Source organism: Priestia sp. GS2, assembly GCF_036409025.1.
Taxonomy (GTDB): Bacteria; Bacillota; Bacilli; order Bacillales; family Bacillaceae_H; genus Priestia; species Priestia aryabhattai_A.
Map to the genome: position 1 here is coordinate 1,946,200 of NZ_JAZGJX010000001.1, position 22,461 is coordinate 1,968,660.

The following is a 22,461-nucleotide window of genomic DNA, read 5'->3' on the forward strand; positions in this document are numbered from 1 at the left end:
CGTGGTTTTTTTATAAGTAATAGCCAATAAACAACCCAACTGACAACAATAGTCCGAAGAACGTATTTGTCTGCGCAGTAGATTTCATTGCAACGATCATATTCATCGGTGGAGTACCCGACACAAACCCTTTAATTGCTCTAATCGGTTTTGGGATACTTAAGAAAACTAACAGCGCAAACGCACCCACAACTCCTGTTATGACAAGAACAACAATCCAGATATATGAAATAACAAATAAAAATCCAAGAAAATAAACTGCTTTCTTTTCGCCTAATAAAATTGCTAGCGTTTTACGTCCACCTTTTGTGTCTTCTTCAATATCACGAATATTATTTGATAAATTAATCGCTCCAACTAAAAAAGCAATAGGAATTGAAACAAGAATACTTTCTGTCGTAACGACGCCTGTTTGAATGTAGAAAGAAATTAAAATAAACAGAGCACCCATACATACACCGGCGAACAGCTCTCCAAAAGGTGTATAGGCTATTGGCAACGGCCCTCCAGTATATAAATATCCAATCGCCATACCGAATAGCCCGACAAGTGCTAGCCACCATGTGCTACTCATACAGATGTAAACACCTAATAACAAAGAAATTCCATAGCAAGCTAAGGCAAGCTGCAACACAGTTTTTGGCTTCATTCCGTCGCGTACAATGGCACCGCCAATCCCTACTGAATCTTCTGTATCCAGTCCTCTTATAAAATCATAGTATTCATTAAATAAGTTCGTTGCAATTTGAATAAATAAACATGCAAAAAGCATGGCTAAAAATAACCATACATCAACTTGTCCAACATACATTGCCATTACTGTTCCAATTAACACCGGTACAAACGAAGCTGTTAATGTATGGGGACGAGTTAACTGCCACAGTACTGTTTTTAGCGGTCTTTTAGGTTGAGCGTAACTCGTTTGACTCATCTTCCTCTTCCTTTCATTTTAAAAGTGAACATGTCACCTTTCTCTTTCTAGTTGATAATTGTAGAAAGCGACCATACACAGCTTACATATTTCTAAAAAAACAAGTAAACGTTTTATTTTCATACTATTTTTTATTATCTGGTACAGCTTTTCCTATTCAACGCCTATCCATTATAACAAAAAGTTCACACATTCGACATAGAATTATATCAAAAAAATAACGACTGGAAGGTGTTCAACGTCTATCACAAAACATTTCATGTAAAAATGTTCGTTTTCTTGCACTAAGGCTACTCGCTTTGCCCGGGGAGGAACTGACTTTTCTCAATCAACAAAAAAAGCCTGAACGATTAAAAGTTGTAAACTCTCAATTGTTCAGGTAGTAAAGGGGCTGACCTACTTATGTCTCAGCTTCTCTTCTTTGTTCATACGACGCAAAAATAAAGCGACCTTGATCATAAAATACGTAACCTCTTCAGGTACGGCTTCTTTAATTGGCTTTAGCTTATCGTCTCCCACCAATTCAACCGCTTCGTTGATAAGCTCTTGCTGTTTAGTTGTTAAAAACGTCTGCCAATCTATTTCGTACCCTTCTTCAGCACATTTAAATAAATGATTTTCAACTGTTTGCGTACTTAACTCTCGCTCTGCTGCAATCTCTTGAATAGAGGAACCCGTTCTCCACATTTGATACGAATCTAGATGCGACCCTTGCTTAGATGCACTTTTCGCTTTTCTTTCCCTCTGTACTTCAACGACCTGCCTCTCGCGATCAGGATGTTCTGCACAAAAGTTCACAATCGCTTGAATAAAACGGCTGCCATACTTATCGAGCTTTTGGGAACCTACTCCTTTTACATTCTCAAAATCAGATAATGTAAAAGGAAGCTTTGCACACATGTCCTGAAGCGTATCGTCTGAAAAAATAACAAAAGGAGGAACATTTTCAAGCTCTGCGATTTCTTTTCGTAAAGCGCGCAGATGCATAAACAGCTCATCATCCTGTACAAGCTGACTCACTTGAATCTGTTCTTTTCTCATTACTTTTTCTTCACCAAGAAGTACTCCTTTCCCCTTAGCTGCAACAGAAAGAGTTGGAAAAGACCCTTGCCCAACCACAATATACTGCTCTGAAATGAGAAATTCTATAAACTCACTTACTTCTTTTAACGACTGCTTGTTCATCACTCCATAGGTAGAGAGTTGGTCAAAGCGAAAGTCTAGAATCTTTTTGTTTTTAGAACCCGTTAATACTTGAGCAATCATCGTTTTACCAAAACGCTCTCCCATTCGAATCATACAAGATAAAACCTTTTGTGTATCAACTGTTACATCAACAGCTGTACGAGTATCCGTACAGTTGCTACAGCGTCCGCAAGCATGAGCTTCCTCTTCACCAAAGTAGTGTAAGATGTATGCTTGCAAACATTCTTCTGTGTGACAATAATTTACCATTTGTTGTAGCTTCTCCAGATCTTGAACAAGCTTTCCTGAATGGTTAGTTGACTGCTCGATTAAAAAGCGCTGAACGCGAATATCTTGAGCAGAGTATAAAACTATACACTCACTTTGCAAACCGTCTCGTCCTGCGCGACCCGCTTCTTGATAGTAGCTTTCCATATTTTTGGGAAGTTGATAGTGAATGACGAAACGAATATTGGACTTGTCAATTCCCATTCCGAAAGCAGAAGTAGCAACCATAAGCGTTACATCATCCTGTAAAAAGCGATTTTGCTCATGCTCTCGACTTGATGGACTCATTCCAGCATGATATTTTCCGACTTGTACACCTAAGCTTTGAAAATGTTCATGTAAACTATCCACTTCTTGGCGCGTTGCTGCATAGATAATACCTGCTTCTTGCTTATTTTTCTTTACATACTCATCGATATAAGCTAAGCGATCTTGCCCTTTAACAACATTAAATGACAAATTTGAACGCTCAAACCCTGTCATGATCGTATTTTGTTCCTGAATTTGTAGAGCTGTACAAATATCTTCTCGTACTTGAGGCGTAGCAGTAGCCGTCAGCCCGACCACAATTGGCTTACTCGGCAGCTCGCAAATCAAGTTGCTAATGCGTAGATAGCTAGGCCTAAAATCATGCCCCCACTGTGAAATACAATGTGCTTCATCAACGGCGATTAAAGGAATAGGTAACGATTTAAGCTGTTCAAAGAAAAAAGGTGACTCCATACGTTCTGGTGCTATGTATAAAAGTTTATACACACCAAGAGAAACTTCTTCTAATCTCTCTTCCACTTCTGACGCTGTAAGTGAACTGTTAATATACGTTGCCGATATTCCAACTTCATTCAGCGCATCCACTTGGTCCTTCATTAAGGAAATCAGTGGCGAAATAACGATTGTTGTTCCTTCTAATAAAAGGGATGGAATTTGATAGCAAATGGACTTCCCTCCACCTGTTGGCATAATACAAGCGGTATTGTGCCCTTCCAAAATATGACGTATCGTCTGCTCTTGTCCTTGGCGGAAGCTGTCGTAGCCAAAATAGGTTTTTAACTGTGATAACGCTTTTTCAAATAACAAAGAAACTCCTCCTTACAAAATACATATCGGGGAATAAACGAAGAAATTATCTTGTGGGTAATGGATTTATTTTATCAAAAAGCACTAAGAGTTCCTAGAAAATCTTTTGTTTTTCTAGGCAAAGTGAGTATTATTTCATAAAAAGGAAACAATTTAAATATAAAAAATACAAAAGGGTTGATGGCATTGATTCACGCTATTGAAGCATTAACAACATATTTAAAAACAATTAATACTAACAAGCACGAACCATTACATATAGGAGAAGCTATGGGATGCTGGCTTTATTTTACGGCACTTACTGAAGAAATACCGGCAATTGAAACATCCTTACATACAACAACCGATGAAACGCTATTAGAACTTGCCCATGAATCAAAACTGTTAGCCTTGACTCAACGAAATAAGTTAAAGGAATTCATGCTACACGAAGGAATCCCACTTTCTGATATTCCAGCCCAAAAACCAGAATCTGACCCTTACCAAATACCTCCTGGTGTACGCGCAACAGATTCTGAAATTGCTAATTTAATATCGGCAAAAGTTGCTTCAAACATCATTATGTGCAGTACAAACATTAGTCAATCCATCCGAAATGATGTCGGTATGCTCTGGCTAAAATTTCATAGTGAAAAAGTTGCATTTGGTTTTAAAGTAAAAGAAACACAGCGAGAAAAAGGTTGGTTAAAAAAGCCGCCAAGCTATACTCCTCCTGGTTCTTAAATTCATATGTATAAATTTTTTTACCATTTTTGGTTTAACCTTCTTTAAAACGTCTATATACATAGCAAGGAGATTGATATTCTTCTTAAATCACAGATGAAGCAAGAAAAAGCACGTTGCACGTACTAAAACTAGGAGGTTTTACAAATGACAAACGTAAAAGTAGTCGAAAATGGTGTTCAAGCAAAAGAAACGATTGATCAATTCTTACGAAGTGGATATACGAAAGATGAAGTTTATTTGCTCGCACATCACAAAGAACGCTCCAAGCATTTAACAGACGCAACGGATGTAAACAACATTGGATTATCAGAACAAGGGCTAACAGATTCAGTCGCAAATATTTTCCGTTCCCGAGGAGACGAGCTTCGTTCAAAAATGGAATCGCTTGGGTTATCTCGAGTAGAGGCTGAAAAGTATGAAGAAGAATTGGACAAGGGTCGCGTCTTAGTCGTGGCTAGTAAAAGTGCATAATTAAAAAGACGCGACTAGTAATAGTCGCGTCTTTTTATTTGGTTATCCTTAACCGTTTTTAATGTGAAGTCATATTCCCAAACCCTTGAAGTGGTTAATTCAACACATGCTAATCTCCCTTTACTCACAACCTGAGCTCCGAGGTCAATCCCAATTCTCGCCCCATCAAACACCACGTTCGGTGCTGGCGTATGTCCGTGGACGACAGGCTTACCGTTTGTTTCTTGTAAGAGGCGATTAATTGGAGTTTGATAAAACTCTTTTCGGGGTAGCCACAAATTACTTCTATTATTAAAAGCAGTTTTATAAGGTAGTTGAAAGCCCGCATGCGCATAAACGTATTCATTATCTTCAAAAATGAGAGGTAATTTTTTCACCCAATGAATCGCTTCATCAATTCCCTGTTTGCCAAATGCTTCAATAATAGTACTCGAAGAACGTTGCCCACCAAACTGCGACCACATCGGATTTTTACCTTCAATATACCAAAGCATCATCTCTTCGTGATTACCAATCGTAACGTGCACATGGTCATACGCTTCATTTAAGCTTTTTATTTCTTTCAAAACCTCGCCGCTATAAGGGCCACGATTGATTAAATCTCCTACTATTACGAGCTGATCTACGCTTGGATTAAACTTTACGGCTTCTAATAAGCGCATCATTTCGTAATAGCTACCGTGAATATCACTCATTGCAAATTTCCTCATGTCGCCCTCTCCTTTTTCATTTCATAAATTTATTATACTCGTAGGCTAGGCAATTTTGCACCAGGCAAAAAAGCCGCCAGTACTAGCGACTTTTCATCATGAGTGTTTATGTATTATTTTCAACCTTTACTTTTACGCTCCCGACTTTCATATCTAGTCCGTAATCAATAATAAATAAAATGACCGCTAGGGCGAATTCAGCACCAAAAGATAGCGTAATTCCTTTAACGAATGTATCCGCTGTGTAAATAGCAAACCAAGAGAACCAAATGTCGATAGTGGCAATTAAAATGAAGCGACTTAAAGTTGATGTAGCGAAGGGTTTAAATAGTGAAATGAGTGCTCTAGAAAGCAAATCTACTATGCTTCCAACAATAAGTAAGAGTAAAACAAACCATAAAAAAGCACTTGTTGTTGTATACGTAACTCCCATAAATTTAAATATGCCTAAGAGACCAAAAAAGTACACTCCAGCAATAGCAACAAGCGCTACGACAATAATTAGCATAACGAATAAAATCGCAATTATCTTGGACATCATATCTTCTTTTTTCTTTTGTTTTCTCATTCTATCTCCTTTACTGTTAGCTTTAAGTTAAATTATACCAAAAAACAACAAAAAAAGGGCTAGAAAAATCTAGCTCCTTCTTTTTTCTCACTCTTTTTTCTTCAACGCTTGCTTTAATGCATCCCCTAAACTTGAGCCAAAGTCACCGTCATCACTGTATTTATTAAGCAGTTTTCTTTCTTCTCGCTTCGTCATCTTTTTCTTTTTGTCCTCTGCTTTTTCAACAACTTGACATTGACGGCATTGGAAATACTTACCTGCTTTCCCCTCGTGAATTTCCATCTTTTTATGGCACTGTGGACAGCGACGATTGGATAGCTTCGGATCTTTAGCACGTCGATAGCTACATTCAAGGCTAGAACAAACAAGTACTCTTCCCTGCTTTGTCTTTTTCTCTTTTAAGAACGAGCCGCACTCTGGACACTTTGATCCTGTTAAGTTATGAGGCTTATACGTTTCTTCACTTGTTTTCACTTGTTGTACAAGCTTTGCTGTTTGTTTTCGAATGTTAGCTAAAAATTCTTTGGCATTTCCTTTTCCTTTTGCAATTGCTTCTAGCTCTCGTTCCCATTTTGCTGTTAAATCCGGTGATTTTAGTTCATCTGCTACAAGTGAAATGAGCTGCTTTCCTTTTGGCGTAGGATGCAGACGATTATTTTGACGATCAATGGACTCATTTTGTAACAGCTTTTCAATAATATCAGCACGAGTTGCTGGCGTTCCAAGATTATGCTTTTCCATTTGACCAAGTAAATCCGCTTCTGAGTGACGCAGAGGTGGTTCTGTTAAAGCATGCTTCATTTCAACGGCTTTAATCGATAAAGTAGCACCTTCTTGTAAATTAGGAAGCGTTGACTCTTCTAAATCACTACTAATCACTTGTTTAAATCCAAGTTTTATCACTCTTTTCCCTTGTGCTACAAGCTGCTCTCCGTTGACTTCAAGCTCTACTTTTACTACTTCAAATTCGTATGCAGGATAAAATAGTGCAATGAAGCGCTTGGCAATTAAATCGTACAGTTTACGCTCATCTGAAGATAAATCCTGTAAGAAGACAGGCTGATCTGTTACGATAATCGCATGGTGATCGCTGACTTTTTCATTGTTCACTACGCGTTTTGGGAGCTGTGCATTTTTAGCAATCAGCGGCCTCACTTCTTCTTTATAGGCACCTGATACGGCTTCTAATCGCTCTTTCATTGTTCCAACCATATCCGTTGTAAGGTAGCGAGAATCTGTTCGTGGGTAGGTTACGAGCTTGTGTTGCTCATATAATTTTTGTAACACGTTTAACGTCTTTTTCGCTGAAAATCCAAAGCGCTTGTTGGCATCTCGCTGCAGTTCATTTAAATCATACGGAAGCGGCTGCGATTCTTTCATTACTTTCTTTTTGACATGCTTAACTACCGCTTGGCCCATAAGCTTTTCACGCAGCTCTTTTGCTTTTTCTTCATTAAAAATTCGCTTTTCTTGTCCACCTTGCCACTTTGCTTCAAACCCAGGTAAAACTGCCGTTAGCGTCCAATATGGTTGCGGCTTGAATGCTTGGATTTGTTGTTCTTTTTCAATAATCATAGCTAGAGTTGGCGTTTGAACTCTTCCAGCTGATAACGGCTCTTCATATTTTGTCGTTAGCGCACGCGTAACGTTGAGGCCAATTAGCCAATCCGCTTCTGAACGGCACACGGCTGATTCATACAAGCGGTCGAATTCTTTTCCTGGCTTAAGCTGTTGAAAACCTTGCTTAATTGCTTTATCTGTTTGAGAAGAAATCCATAAGCGTTTAAACGGTTTGTTCCATCTCACTTTTTCCATAATCCATCTTGCAACAAGTTCTCCTTCACGCCCTGCATCTGTTGCAATAACTAACTCTTTGATGTCGCTGCGTTTAGCCAGTTGAGAAACTGTTCGGAACTGCGGGCTTGTCTTTTTAATCACCTTTAATTTCATTTTCTCTGGCATAATCGGTAAATCTTCCATGCGCCATGTTTTATATTGATTATCATAATCTTCTGGTGTTTGTAGCTCAACTAAATGACCTAACGCCCAGGTTACTACATAATTAGGTCCTTCAATGTAGCCTTTTTTCGTTTGAGTGCAGCCAAGCACACGCGCCAAATCTCGCGCAACGCTTGGCTTTTCTGCTAATACAAGTGATTTCATTTTATGTATACCTCCAATTCACTTGTTCCATTATACATGTATTGTGATTGTTTGTGTATGATTAGATAAGTTTACATAATAAATTTATAGTTAATAAAAAGGCCTCCACTATTTAGGAGGCCTTTTTTACGTCATGTCATTTTTTTATGCAAAATTCTTGATACGATAAGACCTGTTCCTCCTAAAGCAATAAATAAAACGGCTCGAATTGCTAATGGAATGAATGGTAGATCATAAAGCACAAGTTTTATTAAAGTAAGAAATAACAAGCTTATTCCAATATAAGTAGCTGTTTTAAAGGCCCTTGCTATACCAATGGATAGTCCAATGATAGATAGTAAAAGCCACGAAAATGTTAGAGCTAGTGTTTGATTATTGGTGGATAGCGCTTCTGTGGAAAGTAGAACTTCCTGTGTGACAAAGCTCAAAGTTAAAACAGTAAACAAAATACTGGTACTTGCTACAAATAGGGTCGATTTTTTCATTGAATTAGTTTGAATAAACACTAGGAACAGCATTGTTCCTAAAAACCCCAGCCAATTTAATGTAGGTTGTGAAAATACCGACTCAATTGGCATACCCATAATAGCAACTGCGCTGATTGTGTAAATTCCGTACCCTACAATTTTCTGAATCTGATTGTTATATTTATGTGCTAAATAACATGTAACAGCCCCTTGAATAATGTAAAGCAACAGTGCATCTTCCGTTTTATTAAAGAGCTGATTAATCAAAAAAGCAATTCCAATGACCAGATAGCTCATAAAGAAATCGAATTTCACCTTTTCTTCTTTATATAGCTTAATACATAGACCATATACTACAATAAGCCCAGCAACTATAACGGTAACATTCGTTTCTTCCATTGTATTACTTATCCAGCCATAAACGATAAATAAACTTGCCAGAGCGGTTGAAGCATAAATAAACTCATTCACTTTACGAACAACTAACAGTAAAAGCAAACAAACATGTTGAATGAGAATAGCTGCTCCTAGAAGGGCGGTAAATTCTACAAACCACCCATATACTAACAACACTATATTCAAGAGTATTGCTGCTAAACCATATAACACATGATAGTTTAACTTCCATGCAATGAACGCAAAAGCAAGGTATAAGAGTGTTTCATAACTAATAAATACAAGTGGATTCGGTGAATTACTTTCTATTAAAAAAGGAACCAAAATACCCCCAATTATACTAATAACTCCAAGCGCTTGCGAACAGTAATAAACCGTCATAACAAGACCTACTACAATCCACAGCACATTCAGAATAAAAGCAAACGAAAACCCAATCATTTCATATAGACTATGCGCTGCAAATGTTGTTAGCATTAGTATTGGAACAGAGCCACCAAGAAGCACTTGCCCTAATACAGATCGGTTCTTTACAATTTGCAAATGGCCAATACCTACGAACACGACACTAACAATGTATCCTAGCGTAATCTTTACACCTTCACTCATTACCCCGTAGTCAGATGCAGCTTTAAATCCCCAAAGAACACCAACTATAAAAACAAAAATAAAGATGCGGGGCAACCATACTTGAAAAAGCTGTTCTTCCCAATTCATTGATTCTTTCGATTGTTGTTCATGAACTTCAGTTGGCTTCATCGGCTGATGAGAAACCGCTTCTTCATGAATTGAAGGTTTCTTTGCCTGCCCTGTGAATTCTGTTTTGCTCGGATATTGTTCAGTAAGTAGTTTCTTTAACTCCTTTACTTCCTCCTCTAATACCGTAATCTTTTTTTCTAGGTTCTCTATTCTTTTATAATCCATAACATCTCTCCCTACAGCTCCAATAATTACCAAATTATATCATTTAAGTGTTTTTTAGGATATATTTTTTTGGATTCCAACAATAAAAAGTGCAGGCTAAAAACTGCCTGCACTTTCTGCTCATGTAAAGTATTCAATTTTTGCATTTGGAAAGAATTGCCCAATATAATATTCAAGCGTTTCACGCAGCTCATGCTCTTCGTCTTTTGTATACACATATTTTCCAATTCCATAGCGCCCCCACTTATAACGACGCTCTTCTTCATTCATTTGCAGCTTAGATTTTGGATAATTCTTTTCAATGACACGCTTAGCTGGTTTGGTAAATCGATGCTGAATCATTTCAAATGTAATATCATCTCGTGATTCCTGTGGAATGGAAGCATCCAGCTTTTCAAATAGCTCCCGATATCCATCTCTCCATCCCTCATGGATATAGATAGGTGCTACGATAAATCCTAGAGGATAACCGGCTTTTGCAACTTTGTTTGCCGCTTCAATCCGGTAATCTAATGGTGATGTCCCAGGTTCGAAATATTTAATTACATAATCAGCGTTCACGCTGAAACGAAAGCGTGTTTTACCGTTATGTTTTGCATCAAGTAAATGATCGACATGATGAAATTTTGTTACAAAGCGGAGTTGTCCTAAGTCGCTTTCTCCAAAATATTCAATGGCATGCTTTAACGTATGAGTTAAGTGGTCAATACCTACGATATCAGACGTACACGCAGCCTCAAATCGCGTAATTTCTGGTGCTCTTTCCTTCATGTATTGCTCAGCTCTATCTAGAATTTCTTCTACATTTACATACGTTCGAATGTACGGCTTACTTCCCATTGTTGTTTGTAAATAACAATAGTGGCAATGTCCCATACATCCTGTGGCAAAAGGAATTGCATATTCTGCTGAAGGCTTGGAAGTATCAAAATTCAGCGTTTTACGTACACCCACAACAAGCGTCGATTTTGCATTGCGATATTTTTGAAGATGATTCTCTCCAGGAATATTTCGAACCTGGTTATGAGACGTTGTTTCGCGAATTTCAATGCCCATTTTTTCAAATTTGTCTTTTAGCTCTACGCCTAATGGATATTCTAAAGCTCTTGGCTCAATATATACTAATTGGGGCACAAACGGTTTTATCACATTCATCACTTCCCTTTACTATTCACTTCATAGCATATAGTCTTTGAAGAAAAGAAAAGCATATGCCTGTTAAATGTAGGCTAAAAAAAGACGCTGTTTAATACAGCGTCTTTTTTTAGCCTTCGTATGGTTCGTAATCAAATAGTTCGTTATATGCTCGTTCTGCTTCTTCATAGCTTGTATATATTGCGTCATCATCTGATAATAAGTGATATGACTCATGTAAAAGCAGCGCAACGTCACTGTCATTTTCAGGATGCTGAACTACTTCTCCCTGCGTAATATTAGCCACGTTTGCCGTGTGAGGATTTCGATAGATTACAAAAACTTGGTCACCAACATGATATTCTTTTTTCATTATGTCACCTTCTCTATTTAGCTTTATCTCTATAGTGTCCGCACATAATGATTTTATAATGGTGTTTTTTTACACTGTCTGGCGCTCAATAAGCTGAAACGGAAGTTCCATATATTGAAGACTTTTATCAAGCACGAGTTTAAATAAATACTCTCCCATTTCAAAAAGAGGTAGCTCTATCGTTGTAATGTCTAAATAAGCTGTTAATGGATGATTATCAAACCCAATAATCGCAATGTCTTTGGGCACTGATAAACCTTCTTTTTTACAGCGAGTAATAACTCCTACTGCAAGCTGATCGTTGGTCACAAGCAGCCCTGTTGGCCGATCCTCCATTTCAAGCAAACGATCTACAATCATATCTCCGTCCGTAATGTATAAACAATCTGTGAATATCCACTCTTTTCTTATTGGTTCTTGCATTCTCTTCATAAAATCACCGTAAGCGTTAGCTCGCTGTTCGCTGTTTGTGCCACTCATCCTACCTACGCAGTAACCAATTTTCTGATGTCCGTTCTCATGCAGGTAAGATAGGGCTTTTTCAAAAGCCGCGTAATGATTAACGTAAACGGACGATACCTTTTTAGCTGTTCCGTTTTCACATACAACAATGGGTCCATAAGATTGGTACTCACTAAGAACATCCCAGTCATTTGCTCTAGAGCAAATAATTACGCCATCTACCTGCTTTGTTTTTAGCATATGGAGAGCATCCATCTCTTTTTGTAGATCATAAGCGGTTTGACACAAAATAAGCTGGCAGTGGGCACCAAGAGCTTCTTTTGCAATGCCTTCAAGAATAACACTAAAGTAAGGATGGTTGATAAAAGGGAGGGCAACCGCAATTCGATTAGTTTTTCCTTTTGATAAATGAACTGCATTGATATTCTGCTCATAGTTAAGTGCATCTACTACGGCTTGTACACGTTCTCTCTTTTCTTCGCTTACATAAGGGTGATTGTTCAAAACTCGCGATACGGTAGAAACGGATACTCCTGCTTTCTTTGCAATATCTCGAATATTTACCATTTTTCTCTCCTTTTGCTCTTGTTCTGAAACGCGTTTCATCATTTATGCTGTTTTTATTATAACGGAAGGTGGTCATAAATGATGCTTGGATTGGTTATTTTATTTATTTTATGTGGAGTTGAACTTCTACTAGCTGCGATAGCTTTAAATCAAAAACCAGATTTATGGAAGGGGATTGAACTGGAAGATTTTTATGATTTTTATGATTTAAAAAAGCGATAGAACTTCTATCGCTTTTTCTACTTATTTATGTACAAGCTCTTCAATGATTGACTGACCTTTTGTTTCATCCGTATCTAACCATTGCCACTCTTCATGCAGGCGAATTCTTCCATCTGGCAAAACTTCCGGTGTAGAAAAACACGTCCCTCCGCGAATTTTATAAGCTTTGTTAACATGCTGATAGCGGAATGTAAGACAGCTCTTTTCATCTATGGTCCCCACTAACGTCCCATATAAAGTGTCTCCACCTTCATATGTTGCATGAATAATTTTACCTTCCTGCTCATAGCGAAACGTCGTATGAGAAGAAACTTCACCGTTAGCCGTATTCTCTACAGAGCGAAATACTCGATTCTTAAAACAAATCATCCCTTCACCTCTTTTTCAATTTTCTAACATTTTAACCCTAAAAAAAGATGACATCAACCCTTCTTTCTGGTTAATGTCACCTAATGAAAATGATAACGTTACGCTATTTGTTTTTTAGCAGGTTGTTTACGAGTTAGCCTTGGATAATTAAAAACAATCGCTAAAATTCCAAATATCGCTGTTAAAATCGGATAAAATGCGAATGGCATTAGTTCAACTGAGGATACTTTTGCAAACTCTGATGCAATAAGCATTTGTGCTCCATATGGAACAAGTCCCTGCACGCTACATGAAAATAAGTCAAGGATACTTGCTGACTTGCGATTATCGATTTCATATTCATCTGCAATCTCTTTTGCTAAAGAGCCCACCGTAATAATTGAAATTGTATTATTAGCTGTAGAAAGGTTTGTTGCGCTTACTAACCCTGCAATACTAAACTCTGCGCCTTTTCTTGTTTTAATATTACGTGTTAGCAACCCAAGCAAGAAATGGATTCCTCCATTATGCTTAATCAGTTCAACAACTCCACCAATTAAGATACTAAGAATAATGAGTTCAGCCATACCGCCTATTCCTGTTGTAATAGCTTTTGCAAACGATGCTAGCGTATAACTTCCATCTGCCAACCCAATAATCCCAGCTACAACAATACCACCTGTCAAGATTGCCAATACATTAAACCCAAGTAATGCCGCAACCAAAACGCCTATATAAGGAAGCATTTTTACAAAGCTAAAGCTTTCAACATCTATATTAGAATTATTTCCAAGCGTCATTACTAGTAAAAGAACCATTGTAATAATTGCTGCTGGTAATACGATTAGAAAATTAACTTTAAACTTATCGTTCATTTTTGTCTTTTGCGTACGAACCGCAGCAATTGTTGTATCAGAAATAATAGATAAATTATCTCCAAACATCGCACCGCCAATAACGGCTGCTACGGCTAGCGCTGCAGAAATATCCGTTTCAGCACTTACTCCAACTGCAATTGGTGCTAGCGCCGCAATGGTACCAGTCGACGTTCCCATTGCAAGTGAGATAAAAGCACCAATAACGAATAACCCAACTACAAGCAAGCTTTGTGGCAAAACAGACAAAGCAAGATTAACGGTTGAATCAACCGCTCCCATGCCGCTTGCTACTTCCGAAAAAGCACCCGCTAGAATAAAGATAAAGACCATAATCATCAAATCCGGATGTCCTGCGCCTTTAGCAAAGCGCTCTACCTTTGCGTTTAGCGTTTCTTTTCGATTCATCGCTAATGCCACAATAGCCGCTACGATGATTGCTACAAGTACAGGTAACTTATAAAAATCACCTGTAATAATCCCTGAGCCTACAAACAAAGCCAAAAACACTCCTAACGGAAGCAGTGCCCAGCCGTTTTCTTTTTGTTTTTCCATGTTTACACCTCTTTACATAAATAAAAGACCTCTTCATCAAGAAGAGGCCCTCTTATAATTCTTTATAAGAATACGCTCTTCTCATCTTTCAAACAAAATTGTTTGCTGGATTTGGCACCGCACTCTGTGAGTCAGTTGCCGAGACATCATCGGGCCAGTCCCTCCGTCTCTCTTGATAAGAAGTATAATATTTTTTAAATTTATTATTCAAAATTAACTCTTAACTACTGTAATATCTTTTACTTTCCTTGTCAAACACTATTGTAGAAAAACAAAAAGAAAGAAAATTCAAACTTCAGTTCGCTACGTCTCGCTTTAGGAAAAACAGCCAAGCCGTTCCTACAAAGAAAATCAGGTGAGCTATAATAATAAATAAAGAAAACGGTAGGGTCATGCCCGGGAAATAAGTTTGGCTCCCTTCCATATATTGACTAAGATTCGTGTTAGCAAACAGTAAAATAATTCCCCACTGCACTTGAAACTCAGATAGAATTCCAGCAAGCATTTTTGCTCCTACTCCAACAACAATGCTAAGACCAACGGCTAATGCACTATTTCGGAATACCGAAGATAGCATAAATGCAAAAGCAACCATCATAAAGGTTTCAAGGTATGAAACGCCGTATGCAATCCATATCCCTTGCGCTTCTTGACCACTAAAAGCTTCTCCTGAAAAGAAAATAGTTCCCCAAATGACTGAAAAGAAAAAGAAGGCAGCCAAATAGTATAAACTAATCAAAATACTAGTCAGGTATTTCGATAAAAGAATAGTTGAGCGACTCTTAGGACGAATTAATAAAAATTTAATCGTTCCTTTTTCGAATTCCGACGCAACAATTGATCCTGCAGCAGCTACAGCAAAAAATTGGACAATAACTAAGAAGTTTGAAGTGAAAGCAACAAAGCCTGGCAGCGTTTCTGTAATTCCTGCATTCGTCGTAATAGCCCTCATTACAAGAGCCATTCCAAGCGTTAAAACAGCAAGTGCTAAAAATACGACCTTCGTGCTTTTCTTCATAAACCATTTCATGTGTTCATTTTGTATTAAATTAAGCATTGAAATCTCCTCCCGTAACAGACATAAACGATTGTTCTAACGATTCATAAATTGGGGTAATTTGGTACACTCCAATGCCTTCTTCCACTAGCAGTTTATTAATAGTAGCAGCTTCTTTCGGTTGAACTTGTACAGAAAGCTGATTTTCTTTTATCACACAAGTATAACCTTTAGCTAAAAGCAGCTTTTCCGCTTGCTCTAACGCGCTAACTGCAAATACAATTGTTACCCTCTCTGCCGTATTACGATTAGCCAATTCTTGAACAGATAGTAATCTACCTTCTTGAATAATTCCTACGCGATCACACAAAGCTTCCACTTCTTTCAGCAAATGGCTAGCGATAAGAATGGAAATACCTTCTTCTTTGCACAACTGCTTTAAATACGCTTTAAACTCAATCATTCCTGCTGGGTCCAAGCCGTTAGTAGGCTCATCTAAAAGCAGCAATGAGGGCTTGTGCAAAATAGCTTGTGCAACACCGAGACGTTGACGCATCCCTAGTGAATACGTTTTTACGGGTTGATGAATGCTTTTTTCTAATCTTGTTAACTTTACTACTTCATCAATGCGACTTGCAGATACACCATGCATCCGTGCAAAATGCTTAAGATTTTGATAACCAGTTAAATATCCGTAAAACTCTGGATTTTCAATGATTGCCCCAATTGATTTTACGGCTTCATTAAACTGTTTGCGCAGGTCTTTATTGTTAATGATAACGTCCCCTGTTGAACTTACTAAACCTACAACTGTTCGAATAAGCGTGGTTTTACCTGAACCATTTGGACCTAGTAGCCCAAAGATTTCTCCTTCTTGCACAGATAATGATACGTTATCTAAAATAATCTTACTGCCAATCTTTTTCGTGACGCCATGTACCTGTAGTACCTCTCTCTCTGACATCATGTTCATCCTTTCCTCTATGTAATCCGTCTTTTATTTTTCCTTGTTTTAAGGTATTTGTCTAGATTAAAGCAAACTATTCGTTTATCTTTGTTTTTTTTGGTAAGCTATATACACATATATTTCTTTATAAAGGGGATGCCGTTATGGAATTAGTCGTTTATTTAGCAGGACAAATTCATGATAATTGGAGAGACGATATTAAAAAACAAGCTGAAGACTTAAAGCTCCCAATTACGTTTGTAGGACCGATGACCGACCATGATCGCTCGGATAATATCGGCGAAGTAATCTTAGGTAAACAAGACTCAGCTGTTTTAAAAGATGAAGCTGCTTCAGCTTTTAATAATTTGCGTACAGAAGTACTGCTTAAGAAATCCGACGTAGTCATTGCGCTTTTCGGTGAAAAATACAAGCAGTGGAATAGCGCAATGGATGCTGCTACAGCCGTTGCATTAAACAAGCCGCTTATTCTTGTTCGTCCAGAAAAGTTGCACCATCCTTTAAAAGAACTTTCAAACAAAGCACAAGTAGTTGTTGAAACACCAGACCAAGCGATTCGTGCACTAGCTTATATCTTTGAATAAGGTTGAGATATACCTACCTCAGTCAATAAAATATCCGAGCGATTGCAAATTAATTTGCAACTGCTCGGATATTTTTTACTTTTATCAAAAACAACTTAAATAAATAGTGGAATGAAGCGTAAGACATTCCACTTCTCCAGAAAGTAGAAGAAAAATTCAGAACCAGTCGCACAACAGAGCGAAATTTTTTTCCAAACGAAAGCCTTTAGAAAAGTCATGATTTCCCTCTTAAAAGGAATCATTTCGTTATGACGTAGCCTCCTTGACGTTATTTCTTTGTTCATGTACACTTTATGTTCAATTTATTGCTATTGATATCGCTCTTGTAAAGAAAGAATGATATAATTTGATAGATATTGAATTTGGAGGATTGCTCATACATGATTACAGTTAGTAATGTAAGCCTACGTTTTGCAGACCGTAAGTTATTTGAAGATGTAAACATTAAGTTTACTCCTGGTAACTGCTACGGATTAATTGGAGCGAACGGTGCTGGAAAATCAACATTTTTGAAAATTTTATCTGGTGAACTCGAGTCACAAACTGGTGATGTACATATGGGACCAGGCGAACGCCTAGCGGTCTTAAAACAAAACCATTTCGAATACGAAGAGTACGAAGTATTAAAAACCGTTATTATGGGTCACGCTCGCTTATATGAAGTGATGCAAGAAAAAGATGCTATTTATATGAAAGCTGACTTCACTGATGAAGATGGAATGAAAGCAGCTGAGCTTGAAGGTGAATTCGCTGAACTTAACGGTTGGGAAGCTGAATCAGAAGCTGCAATTCTTTTAAAAGGTTTAGGCGTTTCCGAAGATCTTCATGATAAAAAAATGTCTGAGCTAACAGGTAGTGAAAAAGTAAAAGTGTTACTTGCTCAAGCCCTATTTGGTAAACCGGATGTTTTACTACTAGATGAGCCGACGAATAACTTAGACATTCAAGCAATTCAGTGGTTGGAAGAGTTTTTAATTAACTTTGAAAACACAGTAATCGTTGTATCCCATGATCGTCACTTCTTAAACAAAGTTTGTACACATATTGCAGATTTAGACTTTGGTAAAATTCAAGTTTACGTTGGTAACTACGACTTCTGGTATGAGTCTAGCCAACTTGCCCAAAAAATGGCATCAGATGCTAATAAGAAAAAAGAAGAAAAAATTAAAGAACTTCAAGCGTTTGTTGCTCGTTTTAGCGCCAATGCGTCAAAATCAAAACAAGCAACATCTCGTAAAAAACTACTTGATAAAATTACGTTAGACGATATCCGTCCATCTTCTCGTCGCTATCCGTACGTAAACTTTACACCAGAGCGTGAAATTGGAAATGACGTACTGCGAGTTGAAGGTTTAACAAAAACTATTGATGGTGTTAAGGTACTAGATAATGTAAGTTTTACGATGAATCGAGAAGATAAAATTGCCTTAGTTGGTCGTAACGAAATTGCAAACTCAACGCTTATGAAGATTCTAATGGGTGAAATGGAAGCAGATAGCGGTACATTTAAGTGGGGTGTAACAACATCTCAATCTTTCTTCCCGAAAGATAACTCTGAGTACTTTGAGAATAGCGATTTAAACTTAGTTGAGTGGTTACGCCAATACTCACCACAAGATGAAAGCGAAAGCTTCCTTCGTGGATTCCTAGGAAGAATGTTATTCTCTGGTGAAGAGGTATTAAAGAAAGCCAACGTATTATCCGGAGGCGAAAAGGTTCGCTGCATGCTTTCTAAAATGATGCTAAGTGGTTCAAATGTTCTTCTTTTAGACGACCCTACCAACCACTTAGACTTAGAGTCAATTACGGCATTAAACAATGGATTGATGAGCTATAAAGGTGCAATGATTTTCACATCTCATGACCATCAGTTCGTTGAAACAATTGCGAATCGCATTATCGAAATCACGCCAAACGGAGTGGTTGATAAGCAAACAACATATGACGAATACCTAGCAAATACTGAACTACAAAAACAACTAAAAGGTATGTATGCTTAATTTAAAAAGGTGACGAATGTTCGTCACCTTTTTTTATACTCGAATTCCCCGTTCCATCAGTTTTTGTTCAAGGTAAGAAATCATCATGCTTAAGGTTTTAACTCGCGCATATTGCTTATCATTACCTGCTATAACAAACCACGGTGCTTGATTCGTATTCGTGTATTTAAACATATGCTCTACAGCTTCTTCATACTCGTCCCACTTGTTTCGATTACGCCAATCTTCTTCCGTTAACTTCCAGCGTTTAAAAGGATCTGCTTCTCTTTCTTTAAAGCGCTTGAGCTGTTCATCTTTGCTAATATGGAACCAAAACTTCGCTACAATATAGCCGTTATCTGTTAACGTACGCTCAAACTGATTGATTTCTTCGTAAGCCCTTCCCCACTCACTTGTTGAAATTAAATTTTCAACTCGCTCGACAAGTACGCGACCGTACCAAGAACGATCGAATAAAGCTATTTGTCCAGCGTGTGGCAGCCTCGTCCAAAACCGATGGAGGTAGTGATAACTGCGTTCATCATCAGTTGGTGCACTAATTGGATACACATGAAAGCCTCGGGGGTCCAACTTTTGTGTAATACGCTTAATAGCTCCCCCTTTCCCTGCCGCATCCCACCCTTCAAACGCAAATATAATAGGTACCTTTTCCATATAGATAATGTGTTCTAATCGCAATAAGCGTAGCTGCAAAGATTTTAGCTTTTTTTTATATTCTTTTTTAGATGAAATCTTTTTAGACAGATCAATATCTTCTAAATTCATATAATCACTCCTACCTACTAGTCAGTAGTATAGTATGAACGTTCTAGGCTGTAATTATGTTATTGAAACACTTTGCTAATCAGTTCATAAGAGTGTAGCTTCGCTTGGAAATCGTGAATATTAGTAATGATTAAAAACTCATCGTTATTATATTCATTTTGTAAACGCAACAACTTAGCATGAACAGTTTCTGGAGACCCTACAATCATTCGACTTCTATTTTTCTTTATTTTTTGTTGCTCATATTCAGAATACACACGCTGATTAACTTCATTGATAGAAGAAACCTTTGTATCTTTTCCTTTTTCTACTTTCAACAACCAATCATCAAGCGTTTTGGCATGTTGTTCCGCTTCCTCCTCTGTATCAGCACATACGACAAATACACAAACGTTCGTATGAGGCACTTGCTGATAGTCTGATGGAACATATGTTTGCCGATAGTGTTTCAGCGCTTCTTTTCCTCCGATTGGGGAGATAAAGTGTCCAAATGTAAAGGAAACTCCAAGTTCCCCAGCTGCTCGCGCACCTCGTTTATTAATTCCTAACTGCCACATCTCAGGCTTAGTATCACTTTTGGGATAAGCTGTTACCCCGTAATAAGGGTGATTTTCAGGAAGGTTTTGCAGCAAATGTCCCTGTAGCGCTTGAATTTGACGTGGAAATTCATTCAGACTTTTTCGTACTCCGTCTGTTAATGCTAATCTCGTTAGTGCATCGCCTCCTGGAGATCGACCTAATCCCAAGTCAATTCGCCCTGGAAACAAATTCTCTAATAACTGTACGTCTTCAGCCACTTTATATGGGCTGTATTGAGGGAGAAGTACGCCTCCAGAGCCAATTCGAATCGAACTTGTTTGAGATGCCAAATGAGTCATTAATAAAAGTGGCGAAGAACCTGCCAACCCATTTTTATTATGATGTTCAGCTACCCAAAAGCGATGATATCCTAGTCTTTCTGTCCACTTTGCTAGCTGTACCGTCTGAGCAAGCGCATCTTTTGCTGTTTGGCCGCTTGATATTGGAGACTGATCTAATACGCTTAAAATCATGATTGATATCACTTCCTTTGCTTTTATTTTAAAAGAAAGAGGCTTTCTCGTCCGTTATTTTGCTTAGTCATTTATGTATACATATTTACAATTTCAGTTGCTTTCTTTTTTAAGGACTCCCTTAATTCTTTTGGTTCAACTACTTCTGCATAGCATCCTAAATTCAGTAATATATTTGCCGTAAAATCAAGGTCATCTCGACCAATTACTGATTTTATTGTTCCCGTTCCATCGTTATTTATGGTTATATGAGGCCCTAAACTAGGATTTGCACTTGCTAACCGCACGCCTTCTTTTGTCATTTCAATATGCAACAATAGAGCCTTTTTGGGAACATAGTCTTGAGCTAACCATTTCTTTAACGTTAGAGATTCCGTAAAATCCTCACCTAAGTGCTCAATTTTTTTAACTCTATCTGCACGAAAAAGCAGGATTTTTTCTTTTTTATAGCTATAAGCTGGAAAATACCATAGACCTTCATGTGCATAAATACCAATTGGTTTAACGATATGCCCCTTTATCCCTGTTTTACTTTCATACTGAATCGCTACTTTTTTATGCTTCATTGCTGATAACAATAAGTCTTTTAAAAAGGGGGCTTCCTCTGAACGATTTGGCGTTAAAAATACAACAAAATCATTTATTTGTTCTAGTTGATTTCTGACATCTGCAGGTAAATGAGTATAAAACTTGGTTTTTACACTTTGAGCATCTACTTGAAATGGGATTGTAGGATAATGAGTAATCATTTCAAGTAAAAAATACATCATTTTCCCTTCTTCCTCAGAAAAGAATAAAGGAGGCAATACGCGATTGTTCAAAACACGATAGCCGCCATATTTTCCTTTTTCAGCATATAAAGGAACCCCTAGTTCCTGTAAATCCAACAAATAGCGCTGAACAGTTCGCACAGACATATTAAACTCTTCTGCAACTTCCCTGGCAGTAAAATAGCGCTTCGCATTGATGTAAAACATCACTTCAAATAACCTTTTGGTTTTCATATTATTCACCTATCCATGACAGATTTTGACGTATTTAAGTGTTATTATCATACACGAAGCGGGTAAAATATAATAGCGGTTTGCTAAGGAGGAACATGAAATGACAAGAAAAGTAATCTTATATATTGCAACTACAATTGATGGCTTTATTGCACGTGAAGACGGAAAAATTGATTGGCTAGTGGAGAATGAAACAAATGAAGATTATGGATATAATGAATTCGATGAAAGCATTGATACTGTATTCATGGGGCGGCACACATATGAACAAGTATTAACCTTTGGCGAGTTTCCTTATAAAGGAAAAGAAGTATTTGTAGTAACGACAAAAAAAGGCGGCAACTCTGAAGATGTAACGTTCATCTCACCTACAGAAGTACACGATACCGTTATCAATTTAAAACAGCAGCCAGGTAAACATATCTTTTTAGTAGGTGGCGGATCACTAAATGCACTGTTTTTAAATGAAAACTTAATTGATGAGTATTGGATTTTCCAAAAACCTATATTGCTAGGAAGTGGCATCCCTCTCTTCCAAGGAAACGTAGCCGACACGCCTCTTTCGTTAATTGATTCAAAAATTTATCCTTCTGGATTTGTTTTTCTTAAATTTGTGAATGGTAAGAAGCCGACAGCGTAATGCTGACGGC

Annotated in this window: 22 protein-coding genes and 1 riboswitch; of the genes, 6 read left to right on the forward strand and 16 right to left on the reverse strand. The window is 37.7% G+C overall.

Features of this window, described 5'->3' with window-relative positions; translation table 11 throughout:
• Positions 1 to 10: 10 nt before the first annotated feature.
• A complete protein-coding gene (locus V2145_RS10170) occupies positions 11 to 931 on the reverse strand; it encodes a 1,4-dihydroxy-2-naphthoate polyprenyltransferase (protein WP_094909919.1) in 921 nt (306 codons plus the stop codon).
• Positions 932 to 1,327: 396 nt separating this feature from the next.
• Positions 1,328 to 3,481, reverse strand: a complete 2,154-nt coding sequence (gene recQ / locus V2145_RS10175) for a DNA helicase RecQ (protein ID WP_330987663.1) — start codon at positions 3,479 to 3,481, stop codon at positions 1,328 to 1,330.
• A 180-nt stretch (positions 3,482 to 3,661) separates the two neighbouring features.
• On the opposite strand from recQ, the gene V2145_RS10180 reads away from it, so the two are divergent.
• Both V2145_RS10180 and V2145_RS10185 read left to right on the forward strand, forming a co-directional pair.
• Positions 3,662 to 4,204 carry a DUF3231 family protein gene (locus V2145_RS10180; protein WP_094909918.1) on the forward strand — a complete coding sequence of 181 codons (543 nt, stop codon included), beginning with the start codon at positions 3,662 to 3,664 and terminating at the stop codon, positions 4,202 to 4,204.
• Between the two features lie 147 nt (positions 4,205 to 4,351).
• Positions 4,352 to 4,678: a general stress protein gene (locus V2145_RS10185; RefSeq protein ID WP_094909917.1), complete on the forward strand. Its 327-nt coding sequence runs from the start codon at positions 4,352 to 4,354 to the stop codon at positions 4,676 to 4,678.
• A 14-nt stretch (positions 4,679 to 4,692) separates the two neighbouring features.
• On the opposite strand, the gene V2145_RS10190 is transcribed toward V2145_RS10185, so the two are convergent.
• The 7 genes from V2145_RS10190 to V2145_RS10220 all read right to left on the reverse strand — a co-directional run bounded on the left by V2145_RS10190 (position 4,693) and on the right by V2145_RS10220 (position 12,442).
• Positions 4,693 to 5,388: a metallophosphoesterase gene (locus tag V2145_RS10190; protein WP_131886818.1), complete on the reverse strand. Its 696-nt coding sequence runs from the start codon at positions 5,386 to 5,388 to the stop codon at positions 4,693 to 4,695.
• A gap of 106 nt (positions 5,389 to 5,494) precedes the next feature.
• Complete coding sequence (locus V2145_RS10195; protein WP_094909915.1) at positions 5,495 to 5,956, reverse strand: YrvL family regulatory protein; 462 nt, start codon at positions 5,954 to 5,956, stop codon at positions 5,495 to 5,497.
• 87 nt (positions 5,957 to 6,043) lie between these two features.
• Complete coding sequence (locus V2145_RS10200) at positions 6,044 to 8,119, reverse strand: DNA topoisomerase III (protein WP_330987664.1); 2,076 nt, start codon at positions 8,117 to 8,119, stop codon at positions 6,044 to 6,046.
• Positions 8,120 to 8,250: 131 nt separating this feature from the next.
• On the reverse strand, positions 8,251 to 9,906 hold the full coding sequence (locus V2145_RS10205; protein ID WP_131886820.1) for a DUF2339 domain-containing protein: 1,656 nt from the start codon (positions 9,904 to 9,906) through the stop codon (positions 8,251 to 8,253).
• A gap of 120 nt (positions 9,907 to 10,026) precedes the next feature.
• A complete protein-coding gene (gene splB, locus V2145_RS10210; protein WP_094909913.1) occupies positions 10,027 to 11,055 on the reverse strand; it encodes a spore photoproduct lyase in 1,029 nt (342 codons plus the stop codon).
• 115 nt (positions 11,056 to 11,170) lie between these two features.
• Positions 11,171 to 11,413, reverse strand: a complete 243-nt coding sequence (locus V2145_RS10215; RefSeq protein WP_094909912.1) for a transcriptional regulator SplA domain-containing protein — start codon at positions 11,411 to 11,413, stop codon at positions 11,171 to 11,173.
• A 69-nt stretch (positions 11,414 to 11,482) separates the two neighbouring features.
• Positions 11,483 to 12,442 (reverse strand): LacI family DNA-binding transcriptional regulator, encoded by a 960-nt coding sequence (locus V2145_RS10220; RefSeq protein ID WP_094909911.1) that lies wholly within the window; start codon positions 12,440 to 12,442, stop codon positions 11,483 to 11,485.
• Positions 12,443 to 12,520: 78 nt separating this feature from the next.
• Here V2145_RS10220 and V2145_RS10225 point away from each other — a divergent pair, with 78 nt between their 5' ends.
• The gene (locus V2145_RS10225) at positions 12,521 to 12,664 is read left to right on the forward strand and encodes a hypothetical protein (RefSeq protein WP_330987665.1); all 144 of its coding nucleotides are present in this window, start codon (positions 12,521 to 12,523) and stop codon (positions 12,662 to 12,664) included.
• A gap of 21 nt (positions 12,665 to 12,685) precedes the next feature.
• Here V2145_RS10225 and V2145_RS10230 read toward each other — a convergent pair whose 3' ends face one another.
• From V2145_RS10230 to V2145_RS10245, 4 genes are all read right to left on the reverse strand, one after another.
• On the reverse strand, positions 12,686 to 13,033 hold the full coding sequence (locus tag V2145_RS10230; RefSeq protein ID WP_179289187.1) for a n-acetylglutamate synthase: 348 nt from the start codon (positions 13,031 to 13,033) through the stop codon (positions 12,686 to 12,688).
• Between the two features lie 98 nt (positions 13,034 to 13,131).
• Positions 13,132 to 14,442, reverse strand: a complete 1,311-nt coding sequence (locus V2145_RS10235; protein ID WP_094909910.1) for a Na+/H+ antiporter NhaC family protein — start codon at positions 14,440 to 14,442, stop codon at positions 13,132 to 13,134.
• A 78-nt stretch (positions 14,443 to 14,520) separates the two neighbouring features.
• A riboswitch (SAM riboswitch) is annotated at positions 14,521 to 14,624 on the reverse strand.
• A 113-nt stretch (positions 14,625 to 14,737) separates the two neighbouring features.
• A complete protein-coding gene (locus tag V2145_RS10240) occupies positions 14,738 to 15,499 on the reverse strand; it encodes an ABC transporter permease (RefSeq protein ID WP_330987666.1) in 762 nt (253 codons plus the stop codon).
• A complete protein-coding gene (locus V2145_RS10245) occupies positions 15,492 to 16,403 on the reverse strand; it encodes an ABC transporter ATP-binding protein (RefSeq protein WP_330987667.1) in 912 nt (303 codons plus the stop codon). The genes V2145_RS10240 and V2145_RS10245 overlap by 8 nt, the downstream gene beginning before the upstream one ends.
• Positions 16,404 to 16,549: 146 nt before the next feature.
• Here V2145_RS10245 and V2145_RS10250 point away from each other — a divergent pair, with 146 nt between their 5' ends.
• Together V2145_RS10250 and V2145_RS10255 are read left to right on the forward strand one after the other, a co-directional pair.
• Positions 16,550 to 16,990, forward strand: coding sequence for a YtoQ family protein (locus V2145_RS10250; protein WP_094909907.1), 441 nt, complete (start codon positions 16,550 to 16,552; stop codon positions 16,988 to 16,990).
• A 380-nt stretch (positions 16,991 to 17,370) separates the two neighbouring features.
• Positions 17,371 to 18,990 carry an ABC-F family ATP-binding cassette domain-containing protein gene (locus V2145_RS10255; protein WP_094909906.1) on the forward strand — a complete coding sequence of 540 codons (1,620 nt, stop codon included), beginning with the start codon at positions 17,371 to 17,373 and terminating at the stop codon, positions 18,988 to 18,990.
• Between the two features lie 33 nt (positions 18,991 to 19,023).
• On the opposite strand, the gene V2145_RS10260 is transcribed toward V2145_RS10255, so the two are convergent.
• From V2145_RS10260 to V2145_RS10270, 3 genes are all read right to left on the reverse strand, one after another.
• Complete coding sequence (locus tag V2145_RS10260; RefSeq protein ID WP_131886821.1) at positions 19,024 to 19,755, reverse strand: polyphosphate kinase 2 family protein; 732 nt, start codon at positions 19,753 to 19,755, stop codon at positions 19,024 to 19,026.
• 59 nt (positions 19,756 to 19,814) lie between these two features.
• Positions 19,815 to 20,810, reverse strand: a complete 996-nt coding sequence (locus V2145_RS10265; RefSeq protein WP_330988136.1) for an LLM class flavin-dependent oxidoreductase — start codon at positions 20,808 to 20,810, stop codon at positions 19,815 to 19,817.
• Positions 20,811 to 20,878: 68 nt separating this feature from the next.
• Positions 20,879 to 21,811, reverse strand: a complete 933-nt coding sequence (locus V2145_RS10270) for a helix-turn-helix transcriptional regulator (RefSeq protein WP_094909905.1) — start codon at positions 21,809 to 21,811, stop codon at positions 20,879 to 20,881.
• A 100-nt stretch (positions 21,812 to 21,911) separates the two neighbouring features.
• Between V2145_RS10270 and V2145_RS10275 the strand changes: the two genes are divergently transcribed.
• Positions 21,912 to 22,451: a dihydrofolate reductase family protein gene (locus V2145_RS10275; protein WP_094909904.1), complete on the forward strand. Its 540-nt coding sequence runs from the start codon at positions 21,912 to 21,914 to the stop codon at positions 22,449 to 22,451.
• The last annotated feature ends 10 nt before the right edge of the window (positions 22,452 to 22,461 follow it).

Excerpts from the sequence above, each read along its gene's own strand:
- V2145_RS10170 (WP_094909919.1), bottom strand. The coding sequence starts at position 931 with ATGAGTCAAACGAGTTACGCTCAACCTAAAAGACCGCTAAAAACAGTA.
- V2145_RS10180 (WP_094909918.1), top strand. The coding sequence starts at position 3,662 with ATGGCATTGATTCACGCTATTGAAGCATTAACAACATATTTAAAAACA.
- V2145_RS10185 (WP_094909917.1), top strand. The coding sequence starts at position 4,352 with ATGACAAACGTAAAAGTAGTCGAAAATGGTGTTCAAGCAAAAGAAACG.
- V2145_RS10190 (WP_131886818.1), bottom strand. The coding sequence starts at position 5,388 with ATGAGGAAATTTGCAATGAGTGATATTCACGGTAGCTATTACGAAATG.
- V2145_RS10195 (WP_094909915.1), bottom strand. The coding sequence starts at position 5,956 with ATGAGAAAACAAAAGAAAAAAGAAGATATGATGTCCAAGATAATTGCG.
- V2145_RS10200 (WP_330987664.1), bottom strand. The coding sequence starts at position 8,119 with ATGAAATCACTTGTATTAGCAGAAAAGCCAAGCGTTGCGCGAGATTTG.
- V2145_RS10205 (WP_131886820.1), bottom strand. The coding sequence starts at position 9,906 with ATGGATTATAAAAGAATAGAGAACCTAGAAAAAAAGATTACGGTATTA.
- V2145_RS10215 (WP_094909912.1), bottom strand. The coding sequence starts at position 11,413 with ATGAAAAAAGAATATCATGTTGGTGACCAAGTTTTTGTAATCTATCGA.
- V2145_RS10220 (WP_094909911.1), bottom strand. The coding sequence starts at position 12,442 with ATGGTAAATATTCGAGATATTGCAAAGAAAGCAGGAGTATCCGTTTCT.
- V2145_RS10225 (WP_330987665.1), top strand. The coding sequence starts at position 12,521 with ATGATGCTTGGATTGGTTATTTTATTTATTTTATGTGGAGTTGAACTT.
- V2145_RS10230 (WP_179289187.1), bottom strand. The coding sequence starts at position 13,033 with ATGATTTGTTTTAAGAATCGAGTATTTCGCTCTGTAGAGAATACGGCT.
- V2145_RS10235 (WP_094909910.1), bottom strand. The coding sequence starts at position 14,442 with ATGGAAAAACAAAAAGAAAACGGCTGGGCACTGCTTCCGTTAGGAGTG.
- V2145_RS10240 (WP_330987666.1), bottom strand. The coding sequence starts at position 15,499 with ATGCTTAATTTAATACAAAATGAACACATGAAATGGTTTATGAAGAAA.
- V2145_RS10245 (WP_330987667.1), bottom strand. The coding sequence starts at position 16,403 with ATGTCAGAGAGAGAGGTACTACAGGTACATGGCGTCACGAAAAAGATT.
- V2145_RS10250 (WP_094909907.1), top strand. The coding sequence starts at position 16,550 with ATGGAATTAGTCGTTTATTTAGCAGGACAAATTCATGATAATTGGAGA.
- V2145_RS10255 (WP_094909906.1), top strand. The coding sequence starts at position 17,371 with ATGATTACAGTTAGTAATGTAAGCCTACGTTTTGCAGACCGTAAGTTA.
- V2145_RS10260 (WP_131886821.1), bottom strand. The coding sequence starts at position 19,755 with ATGAATTTAGAAGATATTGATCTGTCTAAAAAGATTTCATCTAAAAAA.
- V2145_RS10270 (WP_094909905.1), bottom strand. The coding sequence starts at position 21,811 with ATGAAAACCAAAAGGTTATTTGAAGTGATGTTTTACATCAATGCGAAG.
- V2145_RS10275 (WP_094909904.1), top strand. The coding sequence starts at position 21,912 with ATGACAAGAAAAGTAATCTTATATATTGCAACTACAATTGATGGCTTT.